The 26,427-nt window shown below is 65.0% G+C and carries 18 protein-coding genes; 8 read left to right on the forward strand and 10 right to left on the reverse strand.

Going from position 1 to position 26,427, the window contains the following annotated elements; translation table 11 throughout:
* Positions 1 to 221 precede the first annotated feature (221 nt).
* From ligA to BJD12_RS21500, 6 genes are all read left to right on the forward strand, one after another.
* Positions 222 to 2,723: an NAD-dependent DNA ligase LigA gene (gene ligA / locus BJD12_RS21455; protein WP_005991229.1), complete on the forward strand. Its 2,502-nt coding sequence runs from the start codon at positions 222 to 224 to the stop codon at positions 2,721 to 2,723.
* Entirely contained in the window at positions 2,720 to 3,682 is a 963-nt protein-coding gene (epmA, locus tag BJD12_RS21460; RefSeq protein WP_005991227.1) for an EF-P lysine aminoacylase EpmA, read from the forward strand. Before ligA ends, epmA begins: the two co-directional genes overlap by 4 nt.
* Before the next feature lie 440 nt (positions 3,683 to 4,122).
* Positions 4,123 to 4,806, forward strand: a complete 684-nt coding sequence (locus BJD12_RS21465; RefSeq protein ID WP_005991223.1) for a DUF3011 domain-containing protein — start codon at positions 4,123 to 4,125, stop codon at positions 4,804 to 4,806.
* A gap of 1,207 nt (positions 4,807 to 6,013) precedes the next feature.
* The gene (gene mtnA, locus BJD12_RS21490; protein WP_005991220.1) at positions 6,014 to 7,078 is read left to right on the forward strand and encodes an S-methyl-5-thioribose-1-phosphate isomerase; all 1,065 of its coding nucleotides are present in this window, start codon (positions 6,014 to 6,016) and stop codon (positions 7,076 to 7,078) included.
* A gap of 210 nt (positions 7,079 to 7,288) precedes the next feature.
* On the forward strand, positions 7,289 to 9,997 hold the full coding sequence (gyrA, locus tag BJD12_RS21495) for a DNA gyrase subunit A (protein WP_005991218.1): 2,709 nt from the start codon (positions 7,289 to 7,291) through the stop codon (positions 9,995 to 9,997).
* A 223-nt stretch (positions 9,998 to 10,220) separates the two neighbouring features.
* Entirely contained in the window at positions 10,221 to 12,692 is a 2,472-nt protein-coding gene (locus tag BJD12_RS21500) for a glucose/quinate/shikimate family membrane-bound PQQ-dependent dehydrogenase (RefSeq protein ID WP_005991216.1), read from the forward strand.
* Positions 12,693 to 12,890: 198 nt separating this feature from the next.
* Here BJD12_RS21500 and BJD12_RS24400 read toward each other — a convergent pair whose 3' ends face one another.
* The 6 genes from BJD12_RS24400 to hutI form a co-directional block, all read right to left on the reverse strand.
* Complete coding sequence (locus tag BJD12_RS24400; protein WP_005991214.1) at positions 12,891 to 13,619, reverse strand: hypothetical protein; 729 nt, start codon at positions 13,617 to 13,619, stop codon at positions 12,891 to 12,893.
* Between the two features lie 311 nt (positions 13,620 to 13,930).
* The gene (locus BJD12_RS21510) at positions 13,931 to 15,034 is read right to left on the reverse strand and encodes an acyltransferase family protein (RefSeq protein ID WP_005991213.1); all 1,104 of its coding nucleotides are present in this window, start codon (positions 15,032 to 15,034) and stop codon (positions 13,931 to 13,933) included.
* A gap of 497 nt (positions 15,035 to 15,531) precedes the next feature.
* On the reverse strand, positions 15,532 to 17,199 hold the full coding sequence (gene hutU / locus BJD12_RS21515; RefSeq protein WP_005991211.1) for a urocanate hydratase: 1,668 nt from the start codon (positions 17,197 to 17,199) through the stop codon (positions 15,532 to 15,534).
* 16 nt (positions 17,200 to 17,215) lie between these two features.
* On the reverse strand, positions 17,216 to 18,079 hold the full coding sequence (gene hutG, locus BJD12_RS21520; RefSeq protein WP_005991209.1) for an N-formylglutamate deformylase: 864 nt from the start codon (positions 18,077 to 18,079) through the stop codon (positions 17,216 to 17,218).
* 187 nt (positions 18,080 to 18,266) lie between these two features.
* Positions 18,267 to 19,808 carry a histidine ammonia-lyase gene (gene hutH / locus BJD12_RS21525; protein WP_042827867.1) on the reverse strand — a complete coding sequence of 514 codons (1,542 nt, stop codon included), beginning with the start codon at positions 19,806 to 19,808 and terminating at the stop codon, positions 18,267 to 18,269.
* Positions 19,809 to 19,825: 17 nt separating this feature from the next.
* Positions 19,826 to 21,031, reverse strand: coding sequence for an imidazolonepropionase (gene hutI, locus BJD12_RS21530; RefSeq protein WP_005991205.1), 1,206 nt, complete (start codon positions 21,029 to 21,031; stop codon positions 19,826 to 19,828).
* 60 nt (positions 21,032 to 21,091) lie between these two features.
* Between hutI and BJD12_RS21535 the strand changes: the two genes are divergently transcribed.
* On the forward strand, positions 21,092 to 22,462 hold the full coding sequence (locus BJD12_RS21535) for a formimidoylglutamate deiminase (RefSeq protein WP_039422888.1): 1,371 nt from the start codon (positions 21,092 to 21,094) through the stop codon (positions 22,460 to 22,462).
* A 42-nt stretch (positions 22,463 to 22,504) separates the two neighbouring features.
* Positions 22,505 to 23,242, forward strand: a complete 738-nt coding sequence (hutC, locus tag BJD12_RS21540; protein WP_005991201.1) for a histidine utilization transcriptional repressor HutC — start codon at positions 22,505 to 22,507, stop codon at positions 23,240 to 23,242.
* Positions 23,243 to 23,276: 34 nt separating this feature from the next.
* Here the strand turns inward: hutC and BJD12_RS24670 are convergent, their stop codons facing one another.
* The 4 genes from BJD12_RS24670 to BJD12_RS21560 form a co-directional block, all read right to left on the reverse strand.
* Positions 23,277 to 23,510 (reverse strand): hypothetical protein, encoded by a 234-nt coding sequence (locus BJD12_RS24670; protein ID WP_139052584.1) that lies wholly within the window; start codon positions 23,508 to 23,510, stop codon positions 23,277 to 23,279.
* A gap of 242 nt (positions 23,511 to 23,752) precedes the next feature.
* Entirely contained in the window at positions 23,753 to 24,763 is a 1,011-nt protein-coding gene (locus BJD12_RS21545; RefSeq protein WP_042827866.1) for a restriction endonuclease, read from the reverse strand.
* A gap of 503 nt (positions 24,764 to 25,266) precedes the next feature.
* Complete coding sequence (locus tag BJD12_RS21555) at positions 25,267 to 25,827, reverse strand: phasin family protein (RefSeq protein WP_005991194.1); 561 nt, start codon at positions 25,825 to 25,827, stop codon at positions 25,267 to 25,269.
* Positions 25,828 to 25,987: 160 nt separating this feature from the next.
* Entirely contained in the window at positions 25,988 to 26,263 is a 276-nt protein-coding gene (locus BJD12_RS21560; protein ID WP_005991192.1) for a polyhydroxyalkanoic acid system family protein, read from the reverse strand.
* Positions 26,264 to 26,427 lie beyond the last annotated feature (164 nt).

Raw genomic sequence — 26,427 nt, forward strand, 5'->3', positions numbered from 1 at the left:
CGGCGGTCAGGGGCCGCCGGGCCCTGCCGCGCTCTGGCACATCTGCTGTGCTCGCCGGTCGAGCTCCAGGCGCTGGGTTGTCATCGCATCTGGCTTTGCACGGTTGCCTGCGTCGGTCGATCTGTCTGGGCGTGAGTCGTGCATCAAGGTCTGGTCCGTCGTCGCTTGCGCATCGGCATGGCCCGTTAGAATAGGCAGCCCAGTGCCAGCCCAGCGATCGTATGACTGTCAGCCCGGATCCCGCTCAGCGCATCGATGCCTTGCGTCGTCGAATCGAAGACGCGAACTACCGCTATCACGTGCTCGACGAGCCGCAAATGGCCGACGTCGATTACGACCGCCTGATGCGTGAGTTGGAGGCGCTGGAAGCCGAGCACCCGGCACTGGCCACTGCCGATTCGCCAACGCAACGTGTGGGCCATCTGGCCGCATCGCGTTTTGCCGAAGTACGGCATGCGCTGCCGATGCTGTCGCTGGGCAATGCCTTCAGCGATGAGGAGGTGAGCGAGTTCGTCCGTCGCATCAGCGAGCGGCTGGAAGTCAAACAGCCGGTGTTTTCGGCCGAGCCCAAGCTCGACGGCCTGGCGATCAGCCTGCGCTACGAAGACGGCGAATTCGTGCAGGGTGCGACCCGTGGCGACGGCGCCACCGGCGAGGATGTCAGCGCAAATCTGCGTACGGTCAAGGCAATTCCATTGCGCCTGCGTGGGCAGGGCTGGCCGAAGGTGCTGGAAGTGCGCGGCGAGGTCTACATGCCGCGCGCCGCGTTCGAGGCGTACAACGCGCACATGCGTGCGCAGGGCGGCAAGGTGCTGGCCAATCCGCGCAATGGTGCGGCCGGTTCGCTGCGGCAGCTGGATGCGCGCATCACCGCGCAACGCCCGCTGAGCTTTTTTGCGTACGGCGTGGGCGAGGTGGGCAACGGTGCCCTGCCGCAGACGCATTCGGCCATTCTGGCGCAGCTGCGCGACTGGGGGTTTCCGGTCAGCCAACTGGTCGAGGTGGTGCAGGGCAGCGACGGCTTGTTGGCCTATTACCAGCGCATCGGTGCGGCGCGCGACGGGCTGGCCTTCGATATCGATGGCGTGGTGTACAAACTCGACGATCTGGCCGGCCAGCGCGAGATGGGCTTTGTCTCGCGCGCACCGCGTTGGGCGATTGCGCACAAATTCCCCGCGCAGGAGCAATCCACCACGGTGGAGGCGATCGAGATCCAGATCGGTCGCACCGGTGCGGCAACGCCGGTGGCGCGACTGAAGCCGGTGCATGTGGCCGGCGTGATCGTCACCAATGCGACCTTGCATAACGCCGACCAGATTGCGCGGCTGGATGTGCGCGTGGGCGATACGGTGATCGTGCGCCGTGCCGGCGATGTGATTCCCGAAGTGGCTGGCGTGGTTGCCGATCAACGCCAGCCGGGCACGCAGGAGTGGCGCATGCCCACCCACTGCCCGGTGTGTGGGTCGGAGATCGTGCGCGAGGAAGGGCAGGCGGTGTGGCGGTGTTCGGGCGAGTTGACCTGCCCGGCACAGCGCAAGGAGGCGTTCCGGCATTTTGTGTCGCGGCGTGCAATGGATGTCGACGGCCTTGGCGAGAAATTCATCGAAGTGCTGGTCGATAGCGGGCTGGTGCAGGGTGTGGCCGATCTGTATCTGCTCACCGTCGATCAACTGCTGCAATTGCGCCTGATCAGTACCGCCGACAGCCCGCACGCGTTCTTGCGCGAGGCGCGCGAGCACCTGGCAACCGGTGCGTATGCGCAGTTGGAAGCCACCATGATGCGCATCGGCGTGGATCTGGCCGGCGAACATGAGGCGCCGCAGACCTGGCAAGCCGATCTGCTGCGTGCAGGGCTGCCGAGCTTCGATTGGAACCGCCGCAAGATCGCCACGAAATGGGCCGAGAACCTGATCGAGGCGATCGAAACATCGCGCAACACCACGCTGGAGCGCTTTCTGTTTGCGCTAGGCATCGAGCACGTGGGCGAGAGCACCGCCAAGGCGCTGTCGGCCTGGTTCGGCGATCTGGAGCTGATTCGCCATCTGCCGTGGCCGCTGTTCAAGCGCGTGCCCGATATCGGTGGCGAAGTGGCGCGCTCGCTCGGGCACTTTTTCGACCAGCCGGGTAATCAGCAGGCCATCGACGACTTGCTGCAACGTGGCGTGCGCATCGGTGATGCGCATCCGCCATCGCCCAAGCTGCGCGATGCCTTGAGTTTTGCCAGCGTGCTGGAAGACATGGACATTCCCAAGGTGACACCGGTGCGCGCGCAGCAACTGGCGGCAGCGGTGCCGTCGTTCGACGCGTTGCGCGACGCCGGCAGCGACGCGTTGCTGCAGGCCGGCGTGCCCGCACCGGTAGTCGCTGCGCTGCTGCAGTGGCTGGATCGCCCGGAAAATGCGGCACTGGCCACGTCGGCGCAACGAGCGATGGAAACGGTGTTGGCACGCCTGCCGGAGGCCGAGGCCGTGCAGGCCGGCCCCTTGGACGGGCAGACGGTCGTGATCACCGGCACCCTGACCGCATTGACGCGCGATGCCGCCAAACAGCGGCTCGAAGCCTTGGGCGCGAAAGTGGCCGGCAGTGTCTCCAAGAAAACCGCGTTCCTGGTGGCTGGCGAAGAGGCCGGTTCCAAGCTCGACAAGGCGCAATCGTTGGGCGTGGAGATCTGGGACGAAGCGCGGCTGCTGGCCTTTCTGGCCGAGCACGGGCAACAGCCGTGACGGCAGCGCAACTCGATCTGGCCGCGCTGCAATTGCGCGCGCAGCTCAATGCCGCGATTCGCGCGTTCTTCGCCGAGCGCGGCGTGCTGGAAGTGGAGACGCCGATACTGTCGCAGGCCGGCAATACCGAGCCGAATATCGACAGCTTCAGCACCCGCTTCAGTGGGCACGTGGATGCCGGCGTGCCGGTGCGCTGGCTGCGTACCTCGCCGGAATACCCGCTCAAACGCCTGCTTGCCGCGGGACTGGGCGATTGCTACGAACTGGGGCGCGTGTTTCGCAATGGCGAAGCCGGCGGTCGGCACAATCCGGAATTCAGCATGCTCGAGTGGTATCGGGTAGGCTGGAACGACCGCGCATTGGCGCAGGAAACCATCGCACTTGTCCAGCGCGCACTTGCCCTGGTGCAACGCGAGGCAACGGTGCAGGTGCTCAGCTATCGCGAGTTGTTCGTGCAGCGCCTGGGCATCGACCCCTTGCTGGACCCTGTCGATGCGCTGCGTGCAGCACTGCATGACGTGGCCATCGATCCGCAGGGACTGACGCGCGACGATTGGCTGGACCTGCTGATGACCCATCGCATCCAGCCCGGCTTTGCCCGCGATACCTTGACCGTGGTCTACGACTGGCCCGCCAGCCAATGCGCGCTGGCGCGGATTCGTCACGACAGCCCGCCGGTGGCCGAGCGCTTCGAGCTGTATCTGGGCACCTATGAAGTGGCCAACGGCTACCACGAATTGAACGACGCGCAAGAGCAACGCGCGCGCTTCATCCGCGACAACACCGTGCGCGCGTTGCGCGGCCTGCCGCAGCTGCCGCTGGATGAGCACCTGCTGGCGGTGTTGTCGCAGCTTCCCGACTGCGCTGGCGTGGCGGTGGGAGTGGATCGGCTGCTGATGGCCTTGTGCGACACCACGCAGATTGCCGACGTGCTGGCGTTCGACTTCGCGCGCGCCTGAGGTTTATCGATGGATCGATCGTGCAACAAGCCCCAAGAGCGGCCAATAAATCTGCTGTGCGCGTTCCCAGTCGGTGCAGCTGGTGCTCGATGCGGTGCGTACCGCCAGTACCGCGCCTCGCCCTGGTTCTGAGCGTAATCTTCGCAACCTACTGACACTTCCTCGCTGGGCGTTCTTGGCCGCTTAACGCACGCGGGAATGCGATTGCCGCATCGCGACAGACCCCGTGCTTGCCACCGACGATCACGGCGAAGTTCTGGTCCTGCGCAATCCACTCCATGCACGCAATGCTGCCCAGACCGGGCACAGCAACGCGAACGATCGCTGGCACTGCCATGCCGTTGTCATCGCCACCGTATTGCTATCTTCACATCGATGATGCTCTCATCTTCACGTCCACGGGGGCGCGACATCGATCGTTTCGGGTGAGGATTGTTGGCATGAAGTGGCTGATCAGCTTATGCGGTTTGTGGTGCCTGCCGCTGCTGATGCTAGCCGATGCGCGTGCTGCCGAGCGAGGCTCGGGTGTGGTGCGATGCGAATCCAAGGACATGGCGCGCGTGCATTGCGCCATGCATGTCGCGGGCGGCGTGCAACTGGTACGCCAGCTCTCTGAAACCAGCTGTATTCGCGGTAGCGAATGGGATGTCGACCGCGACGGAGTTTGGGTGGAGCAGGGCTGCCGTGCTGAATTTGCCACCACCGCGCCAGCCGCTACGGTGATGCGGCGTGTGGTGCGCTGCGATTCCAATGGCGGCAAGGTGGCATGCCCGGTGGTGCTGCGCGGCGCGCCGGTACGCCTGTTGCGTCAGCGCTCGATGTGGCCGTGCAAGGAGGGCCGCACCTGGGGAACGCGGCGTAACGAAATCTGGGTCTCGCGTGGCTGTGATGGCGAGTTCGAGGTGGGGGCCGAAGATGGCTCCGGTTTCGTGGCAGTGCCACGCATGGTCACCTGCGAGTCGAAGAAGAGCACGCGCCGCACCTGTGGGGTATCGGTGGAGCGCAAGGTGCGACTGGGCCGGCAGATATCACGGACGCCCTGCGTGGAGGGCCAGACCTGGGGCTGGAGCCGCGACGGGGTATGGGTCAACGACGGTTGCCGCGCCGAATTCATCGTCGACTGAGCGGCTGTCTTGCCTGTTGCGTGTTGGTCCATTGCCGTGCGCCGGATCTTGGCTTTCGCTGTACAGGGCGGGTGATCGGCGGCTTGGCTGCAGGGCCGTTGCCCGCCCACCATCGCGGGACACGCTGCAAGTACGTCCCTGTAAGCTCCGTGGCGGCATCCATGCCGCCAAGGGTCCCGCGACGGTGGGCGGGCAAGGACCAGTAGAGTTGATCGGTGCCCAGGGTTTCGGCACAGCAACCAGCAACTCCTAATCGCACAACGCGGTGGTTTCGCTTTTTTCAGCAAAAACACCAGCGAACTGTCTGGCGTGGTGTCCTCGCCGCTTGCGGGACCGTTGGCGGCATGGACGCCGCCATCGAGCCCCCATGGATGGATTTACGGCGAGTCCCGCGAGCGGTGAGGGCACCGCGCCCTCGAGGTCTTGGCGTTTGCTGCAGGGCCCTTGCCCGCCCACGATCGCGGGACACGCTGCAAGTACGTCCCTGTAAGCTCCGTGGCGGCATCCCTGCCGCCAAGGGTCCCGCGACGGTGAGCGGGCAAGGACCAGTAGAGTTGATCGGTGCTCAGGGTTTCGGCACAGCAACCAGCAACTCCTAATCGCACAACGCGGTGGTTTGGCTTTTCAGCAAAACACCAGCGAACTGTCTGGCGTGGTGGCCTCGCCGCTTGCGGGACCGTTGGCGGCATGGATGCCGCCATCGAGCCCCCATGGATGGGTTCACGGCGTGTCCCGCGAGCGGTGAGGGCACCGCGCACTCGAGGTCTTGGCGTTTGCTGCAGGGCCCTTGCCCGCCCACCATCGCAGGACACGCTGCAAGTACGTCCATGTAAGCTCCTTGGCGGCATCCATGCCGCCAAGGGTCCTGCGACGGTGGGCGGGCAAGGACCGGCAGAGTTGATCGGTGCCCAGGGTTTCGGCACAGCAACCAGCAACTCCTAATTGCACAACGCGGTGTTTTCGCTTTTTTCAGCAAAAACACAAGCGAACTGTCTGGCGTGGTGTCCTCGCCGCTTGTGGGACCGTTGGCGGCATGGATGCCGCCATCGAGCCCCCATGGATGGGTTCACGGCGAGTCCCGCGAGCGGCGAGGGCACCGCGCACTCGGCCAACCGGGCTTTTGCGCTTGATGCACCGCTGCCGCGCCTCGCAGGCTGAGCAATGCCGTTCCACTGACTGGGCTGCCCGCGCGCCTTACAATAGGGGCATGAACGACAGCGCCCATATCGATTACGCCCGCTACGACCACATCCGCCCCCTGTTGTGGACCGGCGATGCCCTGGAACTGCTCGACCAACGCAAGCTGCCTTTCGTGGTGGAGCATGTGCGCTGCGAGAGCAGCGATGCGGTGGCCGAGGCCATCCACTCGTTGGCGGTACGCGGTGCCCCGGCGATCGGGATCGCGGCCGGGTGGGGTGTGGTGTTGGCTGCGCGCGAGATCGATGCTGACGATGGTAGTGCTGCCTTGCAGAAACTCGAGCCGGCGCTGCTCCGGCTCAATGCCGCACGCCCGACGGCGGTCAACCTGGCCTGGGCATTGATGCGCATGCGCCGAGTGTTGGGCGCGGCCGCTGCCGACTGGCGCGAAGTGATCGCACGCGAGGCGCAGGCCATCTCCGATGAGGATCTGGCCGCAAATCGCCACATGGGTGCGCTCGGGGCTGGCCTGGTCGCAGCGGGCAGCGGCGTGCTGACCCACTGCAACACCGGCTCGCTGGCCACCGCCGGCTTCGGTACCGCACTGGGCGTGATCCGCGCCGGCATGGCGCAGCAACGCATTGCCAAGGTGTTCGCTGGTGAAACCCGACCCTGGCTGCAGGGCGCGCGGCTGACCGTGTGGGAGCTGCAGCAGGACGGCATCAATGCCACTTTGATCGCCGATTCGGCTGCGGCGCATCTGATGAAATCCGGCCTGGTGCAATGGGTCATCGTCGGTGCCGACCGCATCTGCGCCAACGGCGACACCGCCAACAAGATCGGCACCTATCAGCTGGCCATTTCCGCACGCCACCACGGGGTCAAGTTCATGGTGGTGGCGCCGTCGTCGACGGTGGACATGGCCACCAGCGATGGCGATCAGATCGAGATTGAACAGCGCGATCCTGGTGAGTTGTTCGGCGTGGGAGGGGTGCGGACGGTGGCCGAGGGCATCCACGCCTGGAATCCGGTGTTCGACGTCACCCCCGGCGCGCTGATCGATGCCATCGTCACCGAACGGGGGGTGATCGAGCGCCCCGATCCGGCCCGAATGCAGGCCGCTTTCGGCGGCTGAGCCGGACCGGCGGCAAGGTTGCCGCCAACGCTCCACCAAAATCCTTGCAAGTGCTTGTTTCTGGCCGTAAAGCGACGGTATCGGGAAGCCCCTTCGTGGTACAATCCGGGGCTTGAATCGATCGGCGGGAGCGTGGGGTCGGCAGCCTGTCACTAAGGCGCCCCCAACGCGGCTTTCCGGCTCGCCCGCCACCTCACTTACGGAACCCGAATGGCAGAAACCGCCAAGGAAATCATCCAGGTCAATCTGGAAGACGAGATGCGCAAGAGCTATCTCGATTACGCGATGAGCGTGATCGTCGGCCGCGCACTCCCCGATGCCCGTGATGGCCTCAAGCCTGTGCACCGCCGCGTGTTGTTCGCGATGCACGAACTGGGCGCCCACAGCAACAAGGCCTACTTCAAGTCGGCGCGTATCGTCGGCGACGTCATCGGTAAATACCATCCGCACGGCGACCAGTCGGTGTACGACACGCTGGTGCGCATGGCGCAGCCGTTCTCGCTGCGCTACATGATGGTGGACGGCCAGGGTAACTTCGGTTCGGTCGACGGCGACTCCGCCGCGGCGATGCGTTACACCGAGTCGCGCATGTCGCGGCTGGCGCATGAACTGATGGCCGATATCGACAAGGAAACCGTCGATTTCCAGCCAAATTACGATGAAAAGGAACTGGAACCGACGGTCATGCCGACCCGGTTCCCGAGCCTGCTGGTCAACGGTTCGGCCGGTATTGCGGTGGGTATGGCCACCAACATCCCGCCGCACAATCTGACCGAGGCGATCAATGCCTGCATCGCGCTGATCGATACGCCCGAGCTGGATGTCGAAGGCCTGATGGAATACATCCCGGGCCCGGATTTCCCCACCGCCGGCATCATCAACGGTACCGCCGGCATTGCTGCGGGCTATCGCACCGGCCGTGGCCGCGTGCGTATCCGCGCCAAGGCCGATGTGGAAGTGGCCGACAACGGCCGCGAGGCGATCGTCGTCACCGAGATTCCGTACCAGGTCAACAAGGCGCGGCTGATCGAGAAGATCGCCGAGCTGGTCAAGGAAAAGAAGCTCGAAGGCATCAGCGAGCTGCGCGACGAGTCCGACAAGGACGGCATGCGCATCTACATCGAAATCAAGCGCGGCGAGTCGGCCGAGGTTGTGCTCAACAACCTGTATCAGCAGACCCAGATGGAGTCGGTGTTCGGCATCAACATGGTGGCGCTGATCGACGGCCGCCCGCAGTTGATGAACCTCAAGCAGATGCTGGAGGCGTTCATCCGCCACCGGCGCGAGGTGGTCACCCGCCGCACCATTTACGAACTGCGCAAGGCGCGCGCACGTGCGCACGTGCTGGAAGGCTTGACGGTTGCGTTGGCCAACATCGATGAAATGATCGAGTTGATCAAGACCTCGGCCAACCCGCAGGAAGCGCGCGAGCGCATGCTGGCCAAGACCTGGGAACCAGGGCTGGTCGGTGCACTGCTGGGTGCCGCTGGTGCCGAAGCGTCCAAGCCGGAAGACCTGGCGCCGGGCGTGGGCCTGGCCAATGGCTTCTATCAGCTCAGCGAAGTGCAGGCCTCGCAAATCCTTGAAATGCGTCTGCATCGCCTGACCGGATTGGAGCAGGAAAAGCTGACCGACGAGTACAAGCAGTTGCTCGAGGTCATCCAGGGCCTGATCCGTATCCTGGAAAACCCCGACGTGCTGCTGCAGGTGATCCGCGACGAGCTGATCAACATCCGCGAAGAGTACGGCGACGAGCGCCGCACCGAGATCCGTCACAGCGAAGAAGATCTGGATATTCTCGATCTGATCGCACCGGAAGACGTGGTGGTGACGTTGTCGCACGCCGGTTATGCCAAGCGACAGCCGGTGAGCGCGTATCGCGCGCAGCGGCGTGGCGGGCGTGGCCGTTCTGCCGCGGCGACCAAGGAAGAAGATTTCATCGACCAGCTGTGGCTGGTCAACACGCACGACACGCTGCTGACCTTTACCAGCAGCGGCAAGGTGTTCTGGCTGCCGGTGCATCAATTGCCGGAAGCCGGCTCCAATGCGCGCGGCCGCCCGATCATCAACTGGATTCCGCTGGAATCCGGCGAGCGGGTGCAGGCGGTGTTGCCAGTGCGCGAATACGCCGACAACCGCTATGTGTTCTTCGCCACCCGCAACGGGACGGTCAAGAAGACTCCGCTGAGCGAATTCGCCTTCCGTCTGGCACGCGGCAAGATCGCGATCAATCTCGACGATGGCGATGCGCTGGTTGGCGTTGCCTTGACCGATGGCGATCGCGACGTGTTGTTGTTCGCTTCCAATGGCAAGACCGTGCGCTTTGGCGAGTCCACCGTGCGTTCGATGGGCCGTACGGCCACCGGCGTGCGTGGTATCCGCATGCCCAAGGGCGAGGAGGTGGTCAGCTTGATCGTGTCCGACCCGGCGGGTGGGATCGAGATCGAGTCCGACGAAGACGCGGCCGATGAGGTGGTCGATACCACCGACGGCGCCGATGCAGCCGTGATCGACGTCGCCGACGACGGCAATGTGGCCTACATCCTCACCGCCACCGAGAACGGCTATGGCAAGCGCACGCCGTTGACCGAGTACCCGCGCAAGGGGCGTGGTACGCAGGGCGTGATTGGTATCCAGACCACCGAGCGCAACGGCAAGCTGGTGCGTGCGGTGCTGCTGGGCGCCACTGACGAGGTCCTGCTGATCTCCGATGGCGGCACCCTGGTGCGCACGCGCGGTTCGGAAATCTCGCGCGTGGGTCGCAATACCCAGGGCGTGACGTTGATCCGGCTGTCCAAGGGCGAGAAGCTGCAGGCGGTCGAACGCCTGGACGCATCGCTGGATGAGGTGGACGATGTGATGGAAGAAGCGAGCGTAAGCGCCGAGTCCATGGCGCCGCCGCCGGTCACCGAAGAATGATGGTGTAGTGTCATCGCTGCAGTTGAACGAAAGCGCCGGCAACGCCGGCGTTTTTTATTGCATGCGTTTTATCGCGTGGTTGGTTTGTTGCAGGCGATGACATGTGCAACGCAGTGTTTAAGCGCGATCCCCGCAAAAAACGCGGTGTTTTCACTGTCTCGGGTCGAAGGTAACCGGCGGTGCGGCGGCGTTGCGTCGCCGCTGAGTCGAAGAGGAACAACTGATGACGAATTTGGATCGTCCTTCCGGTCGCGGCCATTGGGCGCTTGCGATCCTGGGAGGCGTGATTGCCGTGCTGGGCGCGGTGTTGCTGGCCGGTGGCGTGTGGTTGGCCGCGCTTGGTGGCTCCTGGTATTACGCACCGGCCGGTGCGGCGATGCTGGTTTCAGGCGTGTTGCTGTTCCGTGGCCGTAACGCGGGCGCTTGGTGGTTTGCAGCCGTGGTAGCCGGCTCGCTGTTGTGGACCTGGTGGGAGTCGGGCAGCGATTACTGGCGTTGGGTGCCGCGTCTGGGCCTGATCGTGGGCCTGGCGTTCGTGCTTGCGCTGCTGTTGCCGAAACTGCAACGACCGGTATCGCGCGCGCTGTCGCGCAGCGTGGCGGGTGTATTGGCGGCAGTGTTCGTGGTCGCGTTCGTGCTGGCGTTCATTCCGCATGGCGTGACCGAGGCCGATGGCGCGCTGGCGCATGCCGCCGGGATGGTCGGTGGCCTGGTCAAGCGCAGTGCACCGGCAGCATCTGCAACGACCGATGTGCAACCGGCCAACGCGCCGGCCGATGGCGATTGGGCGGCCTACGGGCGCAGCCAAGCCGGTCAACGCTATTCACCGCTGCAACAGATCAACCGCGACAACGTCGCGCAGCTGCAGCAAGCCTGGGTTTTCCACACCGGCGACCTGCCAAGCAAGCGTTGGGGCGCGGAAACCACGCCGTTGAAGGTGGGCGACAGCCTGTACCTGTGTACGGCGCGCAACCAGGTGATTGCGCTGGATGCGTCCAGCGGCAAGCAGCGCTGGCGCTACGACCCCAAGGTCAAGGACGAGGCGATTCCGTATACCGCCGCGTGCCGTGGCGTGTCGTATTACGAGGTGCCGGCGGCGGCCACGACTGGCGCTGCAGAGGCAGCAACCGCTGATTCGGCGCTATGCCGCACGCGCGTGATCGAAGGCACGCTGGATGGGCGCCTGATTGCGCTGGATGCACGCAGCGGTCAGCTGTGCCCGGACTTCGGCAACAATGGGCAGGTAGACATCACAGTCGGTATGGTCGAGACGCCGCCTGGCTATGTGTCGATCAATTCGCCGCCTGCGATCGTGCGCGGGGTGGTTGTCACCGGTCATCAGGTGCTCGATGGTCAGAAGCGGTACGAGCCGTCCGGTGTGATCGAAGGCTTCGATGCGGTAACCGGTAAATTGCGCTGGGCCTGGGACATGACGCATCCGGACTGGAATGGCGCACCGCCGCCGGGCCAGACCTGGACGCGTGGCACGCCCAATATGTGGACCACCGCCGCTGCAGACGAGCAGCTGGGGTATGTGTACCTGCCGATGGGCAATTCCACCGCCGATTACTGGAGCAGCTCGCGCACTCCGCAAGAGAATCGCTACGCTACCTCGCTGGTGGCGCTGGACGTCACTACCGGCAAGCCGGCGTGGAATTTCCAGACCACCCATATCGATGCGTGGGATTACGACTTGGGTTCGCAGCCGAGTCTGATCGACTTCCCCAAGGACGGCGTCAACGTGCCGGCGGTGTTGCTGCCGAGCAAGCAGGGCGAGTTGTATGTGCTGGATCGGCGCACCGGTAAGCCGCTGGTTGGCGTGGAAGAACGTGCAGTGCCCGGTGGTGGCGTCGAGCCACAGATGCGCGCCAAGACACAGCCGTTTTCGCTGTATCACACGTTGCGCAAGCCGGATCTGACCGAACGCGATATGTGGGGCATGACCCCGATCGACCAATTGGTGTGTCGTATCCAGTTCCGCACCGCCAGCTATAAGGGCATCTACACGCCACCGGAAGCCGATCGGCATTCGATCGAATACCCCGGTTACAACGGCGGCTCCGATTGGGGCAGTGTGGCGGTGGATCCGCAGCATGGCGTGATCGTGGCCAATTACAACGACATGCCGAACTACAACCTGCTGGTACCGCGCGCCAAGGCCGACAAGCTGGGTTGGGCACCGCGCGACCAGGTGCGCGGCGATACAGGCGGCGCAGAAGGCGCAGGCGACCCGCAGGCCGGCACGCCGTATGCGGTCAACGTCAACGCCGGCTGGCGGCTGCCGTTTACCAAGCTGCTGTGCAAGGAACCGCCGTACGGTGGCATCCGCGCCATCGATCTGGTCAGCGGCAAGACGCTGTGGGACCGCCCGTTCGGCAGTGCGCGCGGCAATGGCCCGTTCGGCATCCGCTCCGGCCTGCCGATCGAGATCGGCACACCCAACAACGGTGGCTCGGTGGTCACTGCAGGCGGGCTGATCTTCATCGCGGCGGCCACGGACGACCTGATCCGCGCCATCGACCTGGCCACCGGCAAGGAGCTCTGGCACGCCAAGCTGCCGGCGGGCGGGCAGGCCAACCCGATGGTGTATTCCTATGGTGGCCGCGAATATCTGGTGATCATGGCCGGCGGCCACCACTTCATGGAAACCCCGGCAGGCGACGCGTTGATCGCCTATGCATTACCGCAGCACTAATATTGAAAGTGGGAACAAGAAAACGCGCCGGCAACGGCGCGTTTTTTTATGCGCTAGCGAAGCGCAGCTTCAAGGCCATTAATTCACGTGGACGCGTTGACCCAATAATTACTCAACACGCACGCTCTTGCGAATCTCGAATCTCGAATCTCGAATCTCGAATCTCGAATCCCGATTCCCGATTCCCGATTCCCGAACTCACTGCACCACCGCCACCGCATCGTCCTGCACCGCATCTTGCACATCCTGCGCTAGCGTCGCCTTGACGATGATCGAGCGGAGCGCGTCGGTGGCTTCCGACAGCGGCACATCGCTGCTCAACCGCTGGAAGGTGTCGCGGCTGTTGTAGCCCGAGCCGTCCTTGAGATAGTGCTCGTACATCGACAGCAGGTCCTGGCAGGCGGTGATCAACGCGGCCACGTTGCCGCGCAGCAGCGCGTGGCCGACCTGATCGAAGCTGTGCAGGCAGTCGGCCAGCCAATGCAGATCGTAGCGCGCCGTGCTGGGCTCGGGCGCATTGTGTCCGCGGCTATAGGCGCTGTACCGGCGCAGGCTGCGTGCAACACGGGCGACGTGGGCAAACAGCGTGCCGATCTCGTTGGCGATATCCAGCCGCTGCACCATGACCATCGGGATCACTTGCTCCGGCGTGTCCGCGTCGTGCTGTTCTGCAGCGTCCTGTTCCTGTTGCTCCAGCGACTGCTTCAGGACCGTATAGCTGCGCTGCAGCGATTCCAACTCCAGCGTTGTGGCCGCTGCGCGCGCCTTCAGTTGCGACAACGCCGCTTGATAGCGCCCCAAACTGTCCTGGGTGCTGGCCAGCTGCCCTGATTCTGCACGTAACTGCCGGCCGCGCACGAACGCCAATCCCGTGGCGATCAGCGCCCAGAGTGCGAATGCAGGCACCAGGTAGATCAGCACACCCATGGGAATTCCTCAAAACGTTGCATACCTTGTCGGCTTGGCGACGATGTTCTTGAGGGCAATCGTGGGCAGGCAGCCGGCTCATCGGCCCAATCGCCACCATCCGGCCCCCTTGGTTGCCGGCGCTAACACGCAACGGGCGGCTGTCAGGCAGATGTGGAGCACGCAACACAACCGCGGTAGACGGGCGGTTGCCGCTTCCGGGCATGAACTGCGCCCGCCATCTTGTCACGCCACCATTTTGTCGGCCGCTCTAAACGTAAACGCCTCCGATCAGGAGGCGTCCGTCCCAGGTAGCAGACTGGGGGTGAGTGTCAGGGCTGCAGGGGCGTACCGGGCGACGCCTGCGTTGCCAGTGTCGTGGGAGGACCGGGCGGCAGCACTGGCGCGGACGCGGGGCGCAGCAGCAGGCGAGTGCCCAGCCTGCGCAGCAGGGTGTTCCCCGGCATTTCGACCAGCCGATACATGGCCCATGCCGCAGCAATGGTGATGGCGATGACCGGTACCGCCAGGACCGGCCTCGGCGGCACGCCACCCATCACCGCCAGCGCGGCATAGATGATCGGAATGTTCAGCAGATACATTGAAAAGCTGCATTCGCCGCTGAGCATCATCAAGCGGTTGCCGAGCAGGCGCTTGCTCAGCCCGGTGTCGAAGGAGAACAGAAACACGAAGATGCCGGCGAAGCCGGCTGTTTCCAGCGTGAGATAAAGCTCGCGCTTGGAACCGAGATCGACATCGAGAATGCCCAGGATGACCGCAAGCAGCAGCCCGATGACGCCGGCTTGCAGCACCGCCAGGGTGGTCATGTTGACGCTGGCGCCGACACGGGCGCGCACCAGGCCGAACACCACGCCAGCCAGGAAATAATGGATCTTGGAGCCGACGAAGGTGCCGGGCAGCTGTGCCCTATAGGCGATGAGCATCAGGATGGTGCCGAGCACCGCCACCATCAGGCTGACATTGCTGTTGGTGCGAAATGCACGCAGCGCAAACCAGATACCCACGAAGATCACGTAGAACTGGACTTCCGGCGGAATGCTCCAGAGCGCGGACACGTTGCCGGAAAACAACAGATGGCGTAGCAGGTTGTCGTGGCTGATGGCGTAGACGAACTGCGGATCGACCAGGTTGTAGATCAGGTATGACGCCAGCACGACGGTCAGGTAGGCCGGCGCAATGCGCGAGAATCTGGAAATGGCGTAGCGTGCCACCGACGTGTAATTGGGCTCTTTTTCTCCGTAGAGAAAGGCCATCAGAAACCCGCTCAGGGTAAAGAACACCATGACGCCCATCTCACCGGGAAACAGGTGGGTATCGGTGAAGAATCTTTCTTCCGCCAAATGTGCGTAGACCACAAGCAAAGCAGCAAGACCGCGGATACCGGTCAACGAATCGATGCGCTGTTCCTGCTGCATGAGTGGGGGCTCTCAGTGTGATCCATACGAACAACCCCGCGCCTGCTGAGGGCGCGATGTCGTTTGCGTGCGTGTCAAGATCAGTGCCGGTCAGACGCTTCCCCCTCGTTCGCCTGACGTGCCGCGAGCTTACTCGATTGGCAGGTTGCGCATTATCGTTTTGTCTGGCGTGATCGAGAGTCGTGACCAAGATCACTCTGCGTCCAGCTCATCCACTGATCTGCATTCAATGAGTGCGTGGCGAGCTGAAGTGTGCAGCGCGATGCAGCGGATGAAGCGCGACGTCGGCGGCAGGCATCGGGCGAGTAACCCGGCGCCTGTGTGCGGCGATTCAGGAGTGGTCGTGTGCGCGACCCGGCCGCTTGCAAGCGGCGGTAGTCGCCGGATGCGAAAGGCCGCTCGCACGCCACAGTGTGTTGCAGCGTCCACAGTCGCCATCCGCCATCCGCCATCCGCCATCCGCTATTTGCTCTCGCCGCGCAAGCCGCGTGCGGGAGTCAGGACAGGATGGCAGGTAAATCCAGGCCTTTCTCACGAGCACAATCGGCTGCAATGGCATAACCGGCATCGGCGTGTCGCATCACACCGGTCGCGGGGTCGTTCCACAGCACGCGTTCGATGCGCTGGTCGGCGGCCTCGCTGCCGTCGCAGACGATGACCATGCCGGCATGCTGCGAGAAGCCCATGCCGACGCCGCCGCCATGATGCAGCGACACCCAGGTTGCGCCCGACGCGGTATTGAGCAGGGCGTTGAGCAGCGGCCAGTCGGACACCGCATCCGAGCCGTCGGCCATCGCTTCGGTTTCGCGGTTCGGCGAAGCGACGCTGCCAGAATCCAGATGGTCACGGCCGATCACCACCGGCGCTTTCAGTTCGCCGCTGCGCACCATCGCGTTGAAGGCCAGGCCGAGCCGGTGGCGGTCGCCCAGGCCGACCCAGCAGATGCGCGCGGGCAGGCCCTGGAAGGCGATCTTGTCGGCGGCCATGTCCAGCCAGCGGTGCAGGTGTGCATCGTCGGGAATCAATTCCTTGACCTTGGCATCGGTCTTGGCAATGTCTTCCGGGTCGCCGCTCAGCGCCACCCAGCGGAACGGGCCGATCCCGCGACAGAACAGCGGGCGGATGTAGGCCGGCACGAAGCCGGGGAAGTCGAACGCGTCGGACACGCCTTGCTCCAGCGCCATCTGGCGCAGGTTATTGCCGTAGTCCACGGTGGGCACGCCGAGCGCGTGGAAGGTGAGCATGGCGCGGATGTGATTGGCCATCGTCTCGCGCGCGGCCGCTTCCACTTCCTTGGGCGCGCTGAGGCGTTTTGCGTCCCACTCCTCCACGCTCCAGCCTTGCGGCAGATAGCCGTTGACCGGGTCGTGGGCGGAGGTCTGGTCGGTCAGCAGGTCCGGCTTTATCCCGCGTAACAGCAGTTCGTCGAGCACGTCGGCCACGTTGCCGAGCAGGCCGACCGACAGCGGCTTCTTCGCCGTGCACGAGTCCTCGATCAGGCGCAGCGCCTCGTCCAGCGAGTCGGTCCAGGTGTCCAGACAGCCGGTGCGCAGCCGCATGTCGATGCTGGAACGGCGGCATTCCACCGCCAGGCACGAGGCACCGGCCATGACCGCAGCCAGCGGCTGCGCGCCGCCCATGCCGCCAAGCCCGCCCGTAAACAGCCACTTGCCTGCCAGGTTGCCGCCGTAATGCTGGCGGCCCATCTCCACGAAGGTTTCGTAAGTACCCTGCACGATGCCCTGCGCGCCGATGTAGATCCAGCTGCCGGCGGTCATCTGGCCGTACATCGCCAGGCCTTTTTTATCCAATGCGTTGAAGTGGTCCCAGCTGGCCCAGCGCGGTACCAGATTGGAATTGGCGATCAGCACGCGCGGTGCATCGGCATGCGTGCGAAACACGCCGACCGGTTTGCCCGATTGCACCAACAAGGTCTGGTCGTCGTCCAGGCGGGTGAGTGCGGCGACGATCGCATCGAAGGATTCCCAATCGCGCGCGGCGCGGCCGATGCCGCCATACACCACCAGTTCCTGCGGGCGCTCGGCCACGTCCGGGTCCAGGTTGTTCATCAACATGCGCAACGGCGCTTCGGTGAGCCAGCTCTTGGCGGTGAGCGTGGTGCCGGTGGCGGCGCGGATGACGCGGGTTGCATCGTGACGGGTCATGCCGGTTTCCTTGCAATCAACGGGGCGCCGCAGGCGGCGTGGTGGCGGAGGAGTGCGCGGCCGCGTTGGCAAACTGCAGGCACGCCAGCAGCACGTGACGCAGCACCGCGCGCAGGGCGACCGCATGCGCGGGGAGCCACGGCGTGGGCCAGTTGTCCGGGGTGATGGTGTCCGGCTCGCGCATGTAGCCGCGGCAGGCCAGTTCCATCTGCAGCGTATGCACGCCTTGCTCGGGTTGCGCGTAGTGACGGGTGATCCAGCCGCCCTTGAAGCGCCCGTTGCGTACCGTGCTGGAGCCGCTGCTGCGGCACAGCTGTTCTACAGCGTCGGCCAGGGCCGGATCGCAGCTGCGGTCGTCGTTGCTGCCGATGTTGAACTGCGGCAACTCGCCGTCGAACAGATGCGGGATAAACGAACGGATCGAATGCGCGTCGTACACCACGATGTTTGCGTGGTGCCGACGCAGGCGTGCGATCTCGTCGGCGAGTGCGGCGTGATACGGGTCGAACCAGTGCGTGCGACGCAGCGCGATTTGCACCTGATCCGGCCCCTGCCCATCGGCATACAGCGGCTGATTGTCGAAGGTGGTCAGCGGGCACAGGCCGGTGGTGTTCTGGCCGGGGTACAGCGATGCGCCGCTTGGGTCGCGGTTGACGTCGATGACCGAGCGCGAGATGGCGGTGCGCACCGTCGTGGCACCCATCGCCTGGGCGAAATCGTACAACTGGTGCACCCACCAATCGGCATCGCGGCGCGCCAGCCAGGGCGACACGAACTGGTCGGCCACCGTGTCGGGCAGCGCGGTGCCGGTGTGCGGGAAGCTGATGAGCAACGGCGCCTCGCCACGATGCACCTCCAACCAGTCGGGCAGGGCGCTCATCGCGGGGCTCCGGTTGCGTATGCAGCGGCGCGCGATTCGTGCCGGTGATGCGCGTGGGTTTGGTCAGTGCGCCGCGCGCAGCTTGCACCTGCAGCGCCGGCATGAGTGGCGTTTGCCAGGACGGCGACACCAGACAATGCACGGCGGGGTGCCAAGGCGCTGCGCCGGCGATCTGCACATCGCCGCGTCATGCGTCCCGCTCCACGCCTGGCAATGCGATCGCGACTGCGTCGGCCAATGCGCCGGAGCGCACCAGCGCGCTGGACGCCAGCATGTCGGGATGGAAGTAGCGGTCGTCCTGCAGCGTGGGCACCTGCGCACGCAGTAGCGCGCGCGCGGCCTCCAGCGCGGTGCTGGAGCGCAGCGGCGCATGGAAATCGCAGCCTTGCACCGCCGCCAGCAACTCGATGCCGATCACGTGCGCGGCATTTTCTGCCATGGCCAGCAGGCGTCGCGCGCCATGCGCAGCCATCGACACATGATCTTCCTGATTGGCCGAGGTCGGGATCGAATCGACGCTGGCCGGATACGCGCGCTGTTTGTTTTCCGAAACCAATGCGGCAGCAGTGACTTGCGGAATCATGAAACCGGAATTCAATCCCGGACGTGGAGTCAGAAACGCCGGCAGACCGGACAACGCCGGGTCGACCAGCATCGCGGTGCGGCGTTCGCTGATCGAGCCGATTTCGCACACCGCCATCGCCAGCATGTCGGCCGCGAAGGCCACCGGCTCGGCGTGGAAGTTGCCGCCAGACAAGGCCTCGCCGGTATCGCTGAAGACCAATGGATTATCGGAGACGCCATTGGCTTCGATTTCCAGCGTGCGCGCGGCCTGCCGCATGATGTCCAGCGCCGCGCCCATCACCTGCGGCTGGCACCGCAGGCAATACGGGTCTTGCACGCGCACATCGCCGAGGCGGTGCGATTCGCGGATCGCCGAGTCGGCCATCAAGGCGCGCAAGGCCGCTGCGGTGGCGATCTGCCCCGGTTGCCCGCGCAGCGCATGGATACGCGCATCGAACGGCGTATCCGAGCCCTTGGCTGCTTCCACCGACAGCGCACCGGTCACCAGCGCGGCCTGCAGCACGGTTTCGATCTCGAACAGGCCGGCCAATGCGCAGGCGGTGGAAAATTGCGTGCCATTGAGCAGCGCCAGGCCTTCCTTGGCGCCGAGCACGCGTGGCTGCAGCTGCGCCTGCGCAAGTGCGTCGGCGGCTGGCAGGCGCTGGTCGCCGACGAAGGCTTCCCCTACACCGATCATCACCGCAGCCAGATGCGACAGCGGTGCCAGATCGCCGGATGCGCCGACCGAGCCCTGACACGGCACCACCGGCGTGATGCCCGCGCGCAACATCGTTTCCAGCAACGCCAGCGTGCCCGGCTGCACGCCCGAGGCGCCCTGCGCAAGACTGGTGAGCTTGAGCGCCATCATCAACCGCACTACGGGCATCGGCGTGGGGTCGCCGACGCCGGCGGCATGCGACAACACGATATTGCGTTGCAGGGTGGCCAGGTCTTCGCGTTCGATGCGCACGCTGGCCAGCTTGCCGAAGCCGGTATTGACGCCATAGACCGGCTCGCCGCGCGCGACGATCGCCTCCACCGTCTGCGCGCTGCGCAGCACTGCGGCGGCGCAGGCGGCGTCCAACGCGACATGGGCGCCGCGATACAACGCACGCCATTGCGCCAGCGTCACCTGGCCGGGTTGCAAGACAACAGAAGCACTCATGACAACTCCACGAACAATCAGGTGGAATGCCCGCGCCAGATGCGGGCATGAAGAGGGTTGAAACCCATGCGGTAGACCAGGTCGGCCGGCGCGTCGATGTTCCAGATCGCCAGGTCGCAGTCCATGCCGGCGCGCAGCTGGCCAAGCCGCGCGCTGCGGCCGAGCGCACGCGCCGCTTCGCGGGTGAACCCGGCGATGCATTCGTCCACGGTCATGCGGAATAACGTCGCCGCCATGTTCATCGCCAGCAGCGGGCTGGTCAGTGGCGAGGTGCCCGGGTTGCAATCGGTGGCTAATGCCAGCGACACACCAGCCGCACGCAGCGCATCGATCGGCGGCAGCTGGGTATCGCGGGTGAAATAGAACGCGCCCGGCAGCAACACCGCCACGGTGCCGGCAGCGGCCATTGCATTGATGCCGGTCTGGTCCAGGTATTCGATATGGTCGGCCGACAATGCACCGTAGCGCGCGGCCAGTGCTGCGCCGTGCTGGTTGCTCAATTGCTCGGCGTGGATCTTGACCCGCAAGCCCTGCGCCTGCGCAGCGACGAAGACCTGTTCGGCCTGCGCAGGCGAAAACGCCAGGTGCTCGCAGAACACGTCGACCGCCTCGGCAAGCCTCTGCGCGGCCACGGCAGGAATCATCTGCGTGCAGACCACATCGATGTAGTGCTGCGCATCGCTTCCCGGCGGTACCGCGTGCGCACCGAGAAATGTGGGCACGACTTCGACCTGCCGCAGCGTTGCGAGCTGGCGCGCCACGCGCAGTTGCTTGGTTTCGTCCTCCAGCGTGAGCCCGTAGCCGGATTTGATTTCCAGCGTGGTCACGCCCTCGGCGAGCATGGCGTCCAGGCGCGGCAGGCTGGTTGCCAGCAGCGCGGCATCGTCGGCGGCGCGGGTGGCGCGTACGGTCGCCACGATGCCGCCACCGGCGGCGGCGATGTCGGCGTAACTGGCGCCGCGCAGGCGTTGTTCGAATTCGTTGGCGCGATTGCCGGCGTACACCAGATGGGTGTGGCAATCGATCAGGCCCGGGCTGATCCAGCGCCGCTGGCAATCATGGGTGTGATCGGCTTCAAGCACGGGCGCTTGCGCTGCCGCGCCGGCATAGACGATGCGGCCGTCCTGGCAGGCGATCACCCCGTCGTCCACGATGCCCAGGCCACCATCGGCGGCATCCAGTGTCATCAGCTGCGCGTTGTGCCAGAGAACGTCGCAATGCATGGCGCAGGCTCGTGGTGTCTGATATGTATATACAATAAAGTCGTCAATCGAGGGTGTCCAGTGGCAGACCAACCGGTACGAGCGTTGTGGGCAGCGCGGGCGCTGTTGCCCAATGGCTGGGCGAGCGGCGTCCGGATCACCCTGGACCAGGGGCGCATCGCCACCGTGCAAGCCGATGCAGCCGCGGCCGCCACCGATACCCGCGCCGAGGTGCTGGTACCAGGGTTGGGCAACCTGCACAGCCATGCGTTCCAGCGCGGCATGGCCGGCCTGACCGAAGTCGGCGGACGCAGCGGCGACAGCTTCTGGAGCTGGCGCGAGCTGATGTACCGCTTCGTCGAGCGGCTGGACCCGGACAGCCTGCAGGCGATCGCCGAGCAGGCGTATGTGGAAATGCTGGAGAGCGGTTTCACCCGGGTTGGCGAATTCCATTACCTGCACCACACCGTCAGCGGCGCGCCGTACGCGCAGGCCGGCGAGATGTCCGAGCGCATCGCCGCTGCGGCTGCTAACACCGGCATCGGCCTGACCTTGCTGCCGGTGTTCTACGCGCATTCGGATTTCGGCGGGGCTGCACCGAGCGCTGCGCAAAAGCGCCTGATCCATGACATCGATGGCTTTGCGCGCCTGCTCGACGACTGCAGGCACAGTCTCCAGTCGCTGCCGGATGCCGTGCTCGGACTGGCACCGCACAGCTTGCGCGCGGTCACGCCGCAGCAACTGCAGGCGCTGGTGCCGCTCACCGATGGCCCGATCCATATCCATATCGCCGAGCAGCAGCGCGAAGTCGACGCCTGCCTGGCGTGGTCGGGCCAGCGCCCGGTGCAATGGTTGCTGGCCAACGCACCGGTGGCGGCGTGCTGGTGTCTGGTGCATGCCACGCACGTGGATGCCAGCGAGCTGCAGGCGATTGCCGAGAGTGGCGCGGTGGTCGGGCTGTGCCCGATCACCGAGGCCAATCTGGGCGACGGGCTGTTTCCGATGCGTGCATTCGTTGCGGCCGGCGGGCGTTTTGGGGTGGGCTCGGATTCGAACGTGTTGATCGATGCGGCCGAAGAACTGCGCCTGCTCGAATACGGCCAGCGACTGCGCCTGCAGGCGCGCAACGTGCTCGCGCCTGCCGACGTGTCGAGCGGGCGCTGGTTGTACGACCGGGCGGGCGAGGGTGCAGCGCAGGCGCTGGGTATGGCGTGGCACAGAATCCAGCCGGGTGCCGCGGCCGATCTGGTGGAGCTGGACGCCGCCCATCCGTCCCTGCTCGCACGCAGCGACGATGCATTGCTGGATAGCTGGCTGTTCGCCGCGCGCGCCACCGCGGTGCGTCACGTGTGGCGCGCCGGGCGGCAGGTGGTGTGCGATGGGCGGCATGTCGATCGCGCCCGCATTGCCACGCGGTTTGCCGAAGTGTTGCGAACAGTGCTGGGCAATTGAGACGATGCGCGCACAATGCAGGTCTGACCGGAGACCGCAGTTTTGACCGCCACCCCCACTGCCGCGCCCGGCACCTTGCATCAACGTATCCGGCACGATCTGGAACACCGCATTCATAGCGGCGACTGGCCGCCCGGCCACCGCATCCCGCCCGAACATGAGCTGATGACGCAGTACGGCTGTTCGCGCATGACCGTCAACAAGGTGCTCGGCTTGTTAGCCGATGCCGGCATGATCGAGCGCCGCCGCCGCACCGGTTCGTTCGTGGCCCGGCCGCATCCGCATCTGGAGCAGGTGGCGCTCTCGATCCCGGATATCGAAGTGGAAATGACCACGCGCGGTCACCTCTACACGTTTTCGCTGTTATCGCGTCGGCTGCGCAGCGTGCGCCAGCGGGTGCCGCAGGAGCGTGCGCTGGGCAGCACCGGCAAGCTGCTGGCGCTGGAAAGCGTGCATCTGGCCGACGGCAGCCCGTTCGCGCTGGAGCAGCGCGTGATCGATGTGACTACCGTGCCCGACGCCTTGGCGCAGACATTCACCGATATGGCGCCCGGGAGCTGGCTGTTGCGCAACGTGCCGTGGACGCGCGCCGAGCACCGCATCAGTGCGGTCAGCGTCGACGCAGCGCAAGCCAAGTGCCTGCAGGTCAACGAAGGTGCGGCGTGCCTGGTGATCGACCGCCACACCTGGCGTGGCGATCAACCGGTGACCTATGTGCGCCAAATGTTTCTGGGTGGCTCGTACGATCTGGTAGCGCGGTTCGCGCCCGGGATGCGGTGAGGGCGGGTGCCGGGATATTTGGACGGGGTGGCGGTCACGGTGCTGTTTTTGATGTTGGCGAGATCGACATCGACGTGCAGCAGGCATGGCCGCCAGCGTTGGTCAGCGGCGGCAGACACTCTACAGATCGAACGCGGAATACGTCTGAGTCGCGGGTCGGCAACTCCGTGTATCCACTATCACGCTTGCAGCGCGTGACTTGGATGGTTGCAGGCATCAAACCGATACCGCTGCGTCGCGATATCTGGCTGCCGCCGATCATGCGCATGACCCCTGCTCTGGTGAGATCGGGCTAATACAGTCTCGCACCGTCATATGCTGCCGATGGCCCGCCTGTACCTCTGTGGCGCGCCAGAGCGAGCGTGCAGCCAATCGTGCTGAGGTCTGCGCCAGTTTGCAGGGGATGGTGAACAAGATTGCCGTCCCGACCAGTCGTGCCCACAGCAAACTGCTGTGGTTGGTGCGTGCCGCGCAATCTGCTCGTCGTCACCTGCTATCGGCCGCACCTCGTCAAATCGTGGTGCACTGCCGCCAGCGCACCGGCTCGTCCACACCGGGGCGCGGATTGAGCTGCACGCGGGCCGTGCGCAGGTAGGGGTAGCGTTCAAGCTCCTTGCAGATCAATGGCCAAGCCACGCTGTCTTCCACGGTGCGGTCCACCGCCAGCGTAGCCTGGGTGATCCAGATGCCACGCACCAAACCTGGCGTCTGTGCCAACGTCTTGGATACCTCGTGACGATAGCCCTGCAGGGTTGCGTCGTCGGGCTCAAGCCCATTGATGGGCGGGGCAGTGGCGGCCGTCGTTGACCCCGCAGCGGGGGCAGGTTGCGGGGCAGTCACTGGCGAGATGGCCGCTGATGGCGTGCCCGGTTCCGCAGCAGCCGGTGCCTGCGGTGCGGCCGCTGTCTGCGCCGGTGTCGATGCCGGCTCGGGCGGGCGTAGCGCTAGCACGACGGTCAGCGCCAGCGTGGCCAATGCGGCACCGGCGATGATGCTGTGGCGGATCGCCCGTCGCCGCGCCATGTTGACCACGCCGGTCTCTACATCGCCCGGCAGATATGGCTTGAGCAGCGGCCATAGCCGCGTTCCATCCAGGACTTCGATGGATTGCTTTTCTGCGGCGGCCAGGCCTTCGCGCTCCATGCGGCCTTCGGTCACCATCACCCCGCCACCGGCGCCGGCCAGTCGCGCCATTGCGCCTAGCTCGTTCACTGCCGCCACGCCGATGCGATAGCCGCGACCATGTTTGCAGGCCACCAGGCGCGTGCCGTGATCGGTCTGCATCATGAAGTCGGCGGTCGGCAGACCGTCCTGCGGCAGCTGGGTGGGTTGCCAGCCGCGCTGCTCCTGCAGAACCCGCAGCACCACTGCAGAAAAATCGCGCCAGTGCATGGCCGCCAGGGCGCGGATGCCGGCATCGGTTTCATTGGCGCGGCGCCGCACCAGCCAGAAATAGGCAGACACCGCGAGCCAGAGCAGCAGTGCAGCCAGGAGCGCCAAGATCCAGGAAGGCATAAGCATCAAGCGAAGGTATGGCGCGTATAACGAATCGGTGCGCCTAGAAGAATCCTTCGCGCAGGTTTCGTCAATGGATCGCAGGCGAGGATGTCACGAGCCGTGACCCAGACGACGAAAGACCCGCCAGTCCGAAGCCGTGAGGGGAGGGGAGCAAACGGACTTCGTGGTACAGGACTGGCGGGTCGTTCCCGATTGTCTGCAAAATAATGTTGCTTTGCAACATCGCGCTTAAGTGTAGCGAGTGACCGTCCACCGGCGTGCAAGCGTGACTAACGGCCTTGAACCGCCTCTGATGGCGCACCATCAAGTGCGGTGGCGTCCCGCTTGTTCTGGCGCTCGTCAACGTCCACCTGAAGGGCACCTCAAAGGACATCTCAATGTCGCTAGCGGCACGGATGATCCATCTTTTGAAGATCTGCACGGGCAACCCACGTGCAGATCCGAGTACTACCGGCATCTAGCCGCCGCTGGGGCACAGATTCCGCAATCACCAGCGGCGGTCACGCTTATTCTCCGTCGAACGCAGCGGGATTGCCGGTCCCAGACGTATTGCCTGTCGACGCGCCCGCGCCGCCCGTGTCGCTGCTGGCAGCCTGCGCCGCCTGATTTGCAGTGCGGTTCGCCCGCTTGGTTGCGGCGGTATTGGCGCGCACTTGCGCCTTCAACGATTCGACCTCGCGACGCAGGTTTTCCAGTTCGTCTTGTTCGGGAATATTGAGCGTGCGCAGCACGCCTTTGACCCGGTCGTCGAACGCCTTGCCCAACTTGTCCCAGCCGCGCACTGCGGTATCGCGGGCCTGCTCGAACTGGGTCTCCACTTCTTCGCGCAGCTCGTCCACGCTGTCGGCAGCCTTGCGCTGCCCGGTGCGCTCATAGGCAGCGCCTTCACGCACCAGCGAGTCGAACAACTTGCCGCCTTCGCTCTGCACGCGGCCTAGTGCGCCAAGTCCGGCCAGCCACACGGTCTGCGCGGACTCGCCAAGCCGCCGCGAGATCTGCTCCGCCTGAGCCTGAAAGCCCGATGCCGTGCTATCGCGGTTACCGTTCTGATCGTATGCGGTCGTCATGCGATGCTCCTGTCGATTGCCAAAGTGACGTTGCGTTCACCCTAGTGCCAGCCCTGCATCGGGCAGGTGAAGCAGTGCCCGACCGGCAGGACCAAAGCATCCGCCCATCGCCTGCGGGGCGGGTGACTTGGCGCTGAAGCACTGACAGAAACGCGTTCGATCAGGCCAGCTTTTCCGAGAGCAGGCGGCGGATTTCCGATTCCACCATCGGCTGCATGGCCGACAGCAGGAAGCCGAGCTCGGCTGTGACATGCACCTGCTGCGGCAGCAGTGCGATCGCGCCATCCACACCGGCGCGGGAGATGCGCAAGGTGTCGCCTTCCCAATGCGAAGCGACGCCATAGCGATCGGTCAGCTTGCGCGCCGCCTCGTCGATGGCCGCGCGGGCCTGTGCCGGTGGCAGGGAATGGTCGTGGCGGATATCGATGCTGGACATGAGTTGCCTGGGAAAGACGAAAGTAGTGGCGCATTGTGCGCATGCGCGTGTCTGGCTCCAAGTGTGGCGGTACGTGGCAAGGCGCCTCGAGGCGAGCCGAGCGACCGCCCAGCGATGCGATGAGCGGCGCGGCCCGCATGTCGAACCCGCGGCACGGGTTCTGC

This window comes from Xanthomonas vesicatoria ATCC 35937 (genome assembly GCF_001908725.1).
Classification (GTDB): Bacteria; Pseudomonadota; Gammaproteobacteria; order Xanthomonadales; family Xanthomonadaceae; genus Xanthomonas; species Xanthomonas vesicatoria.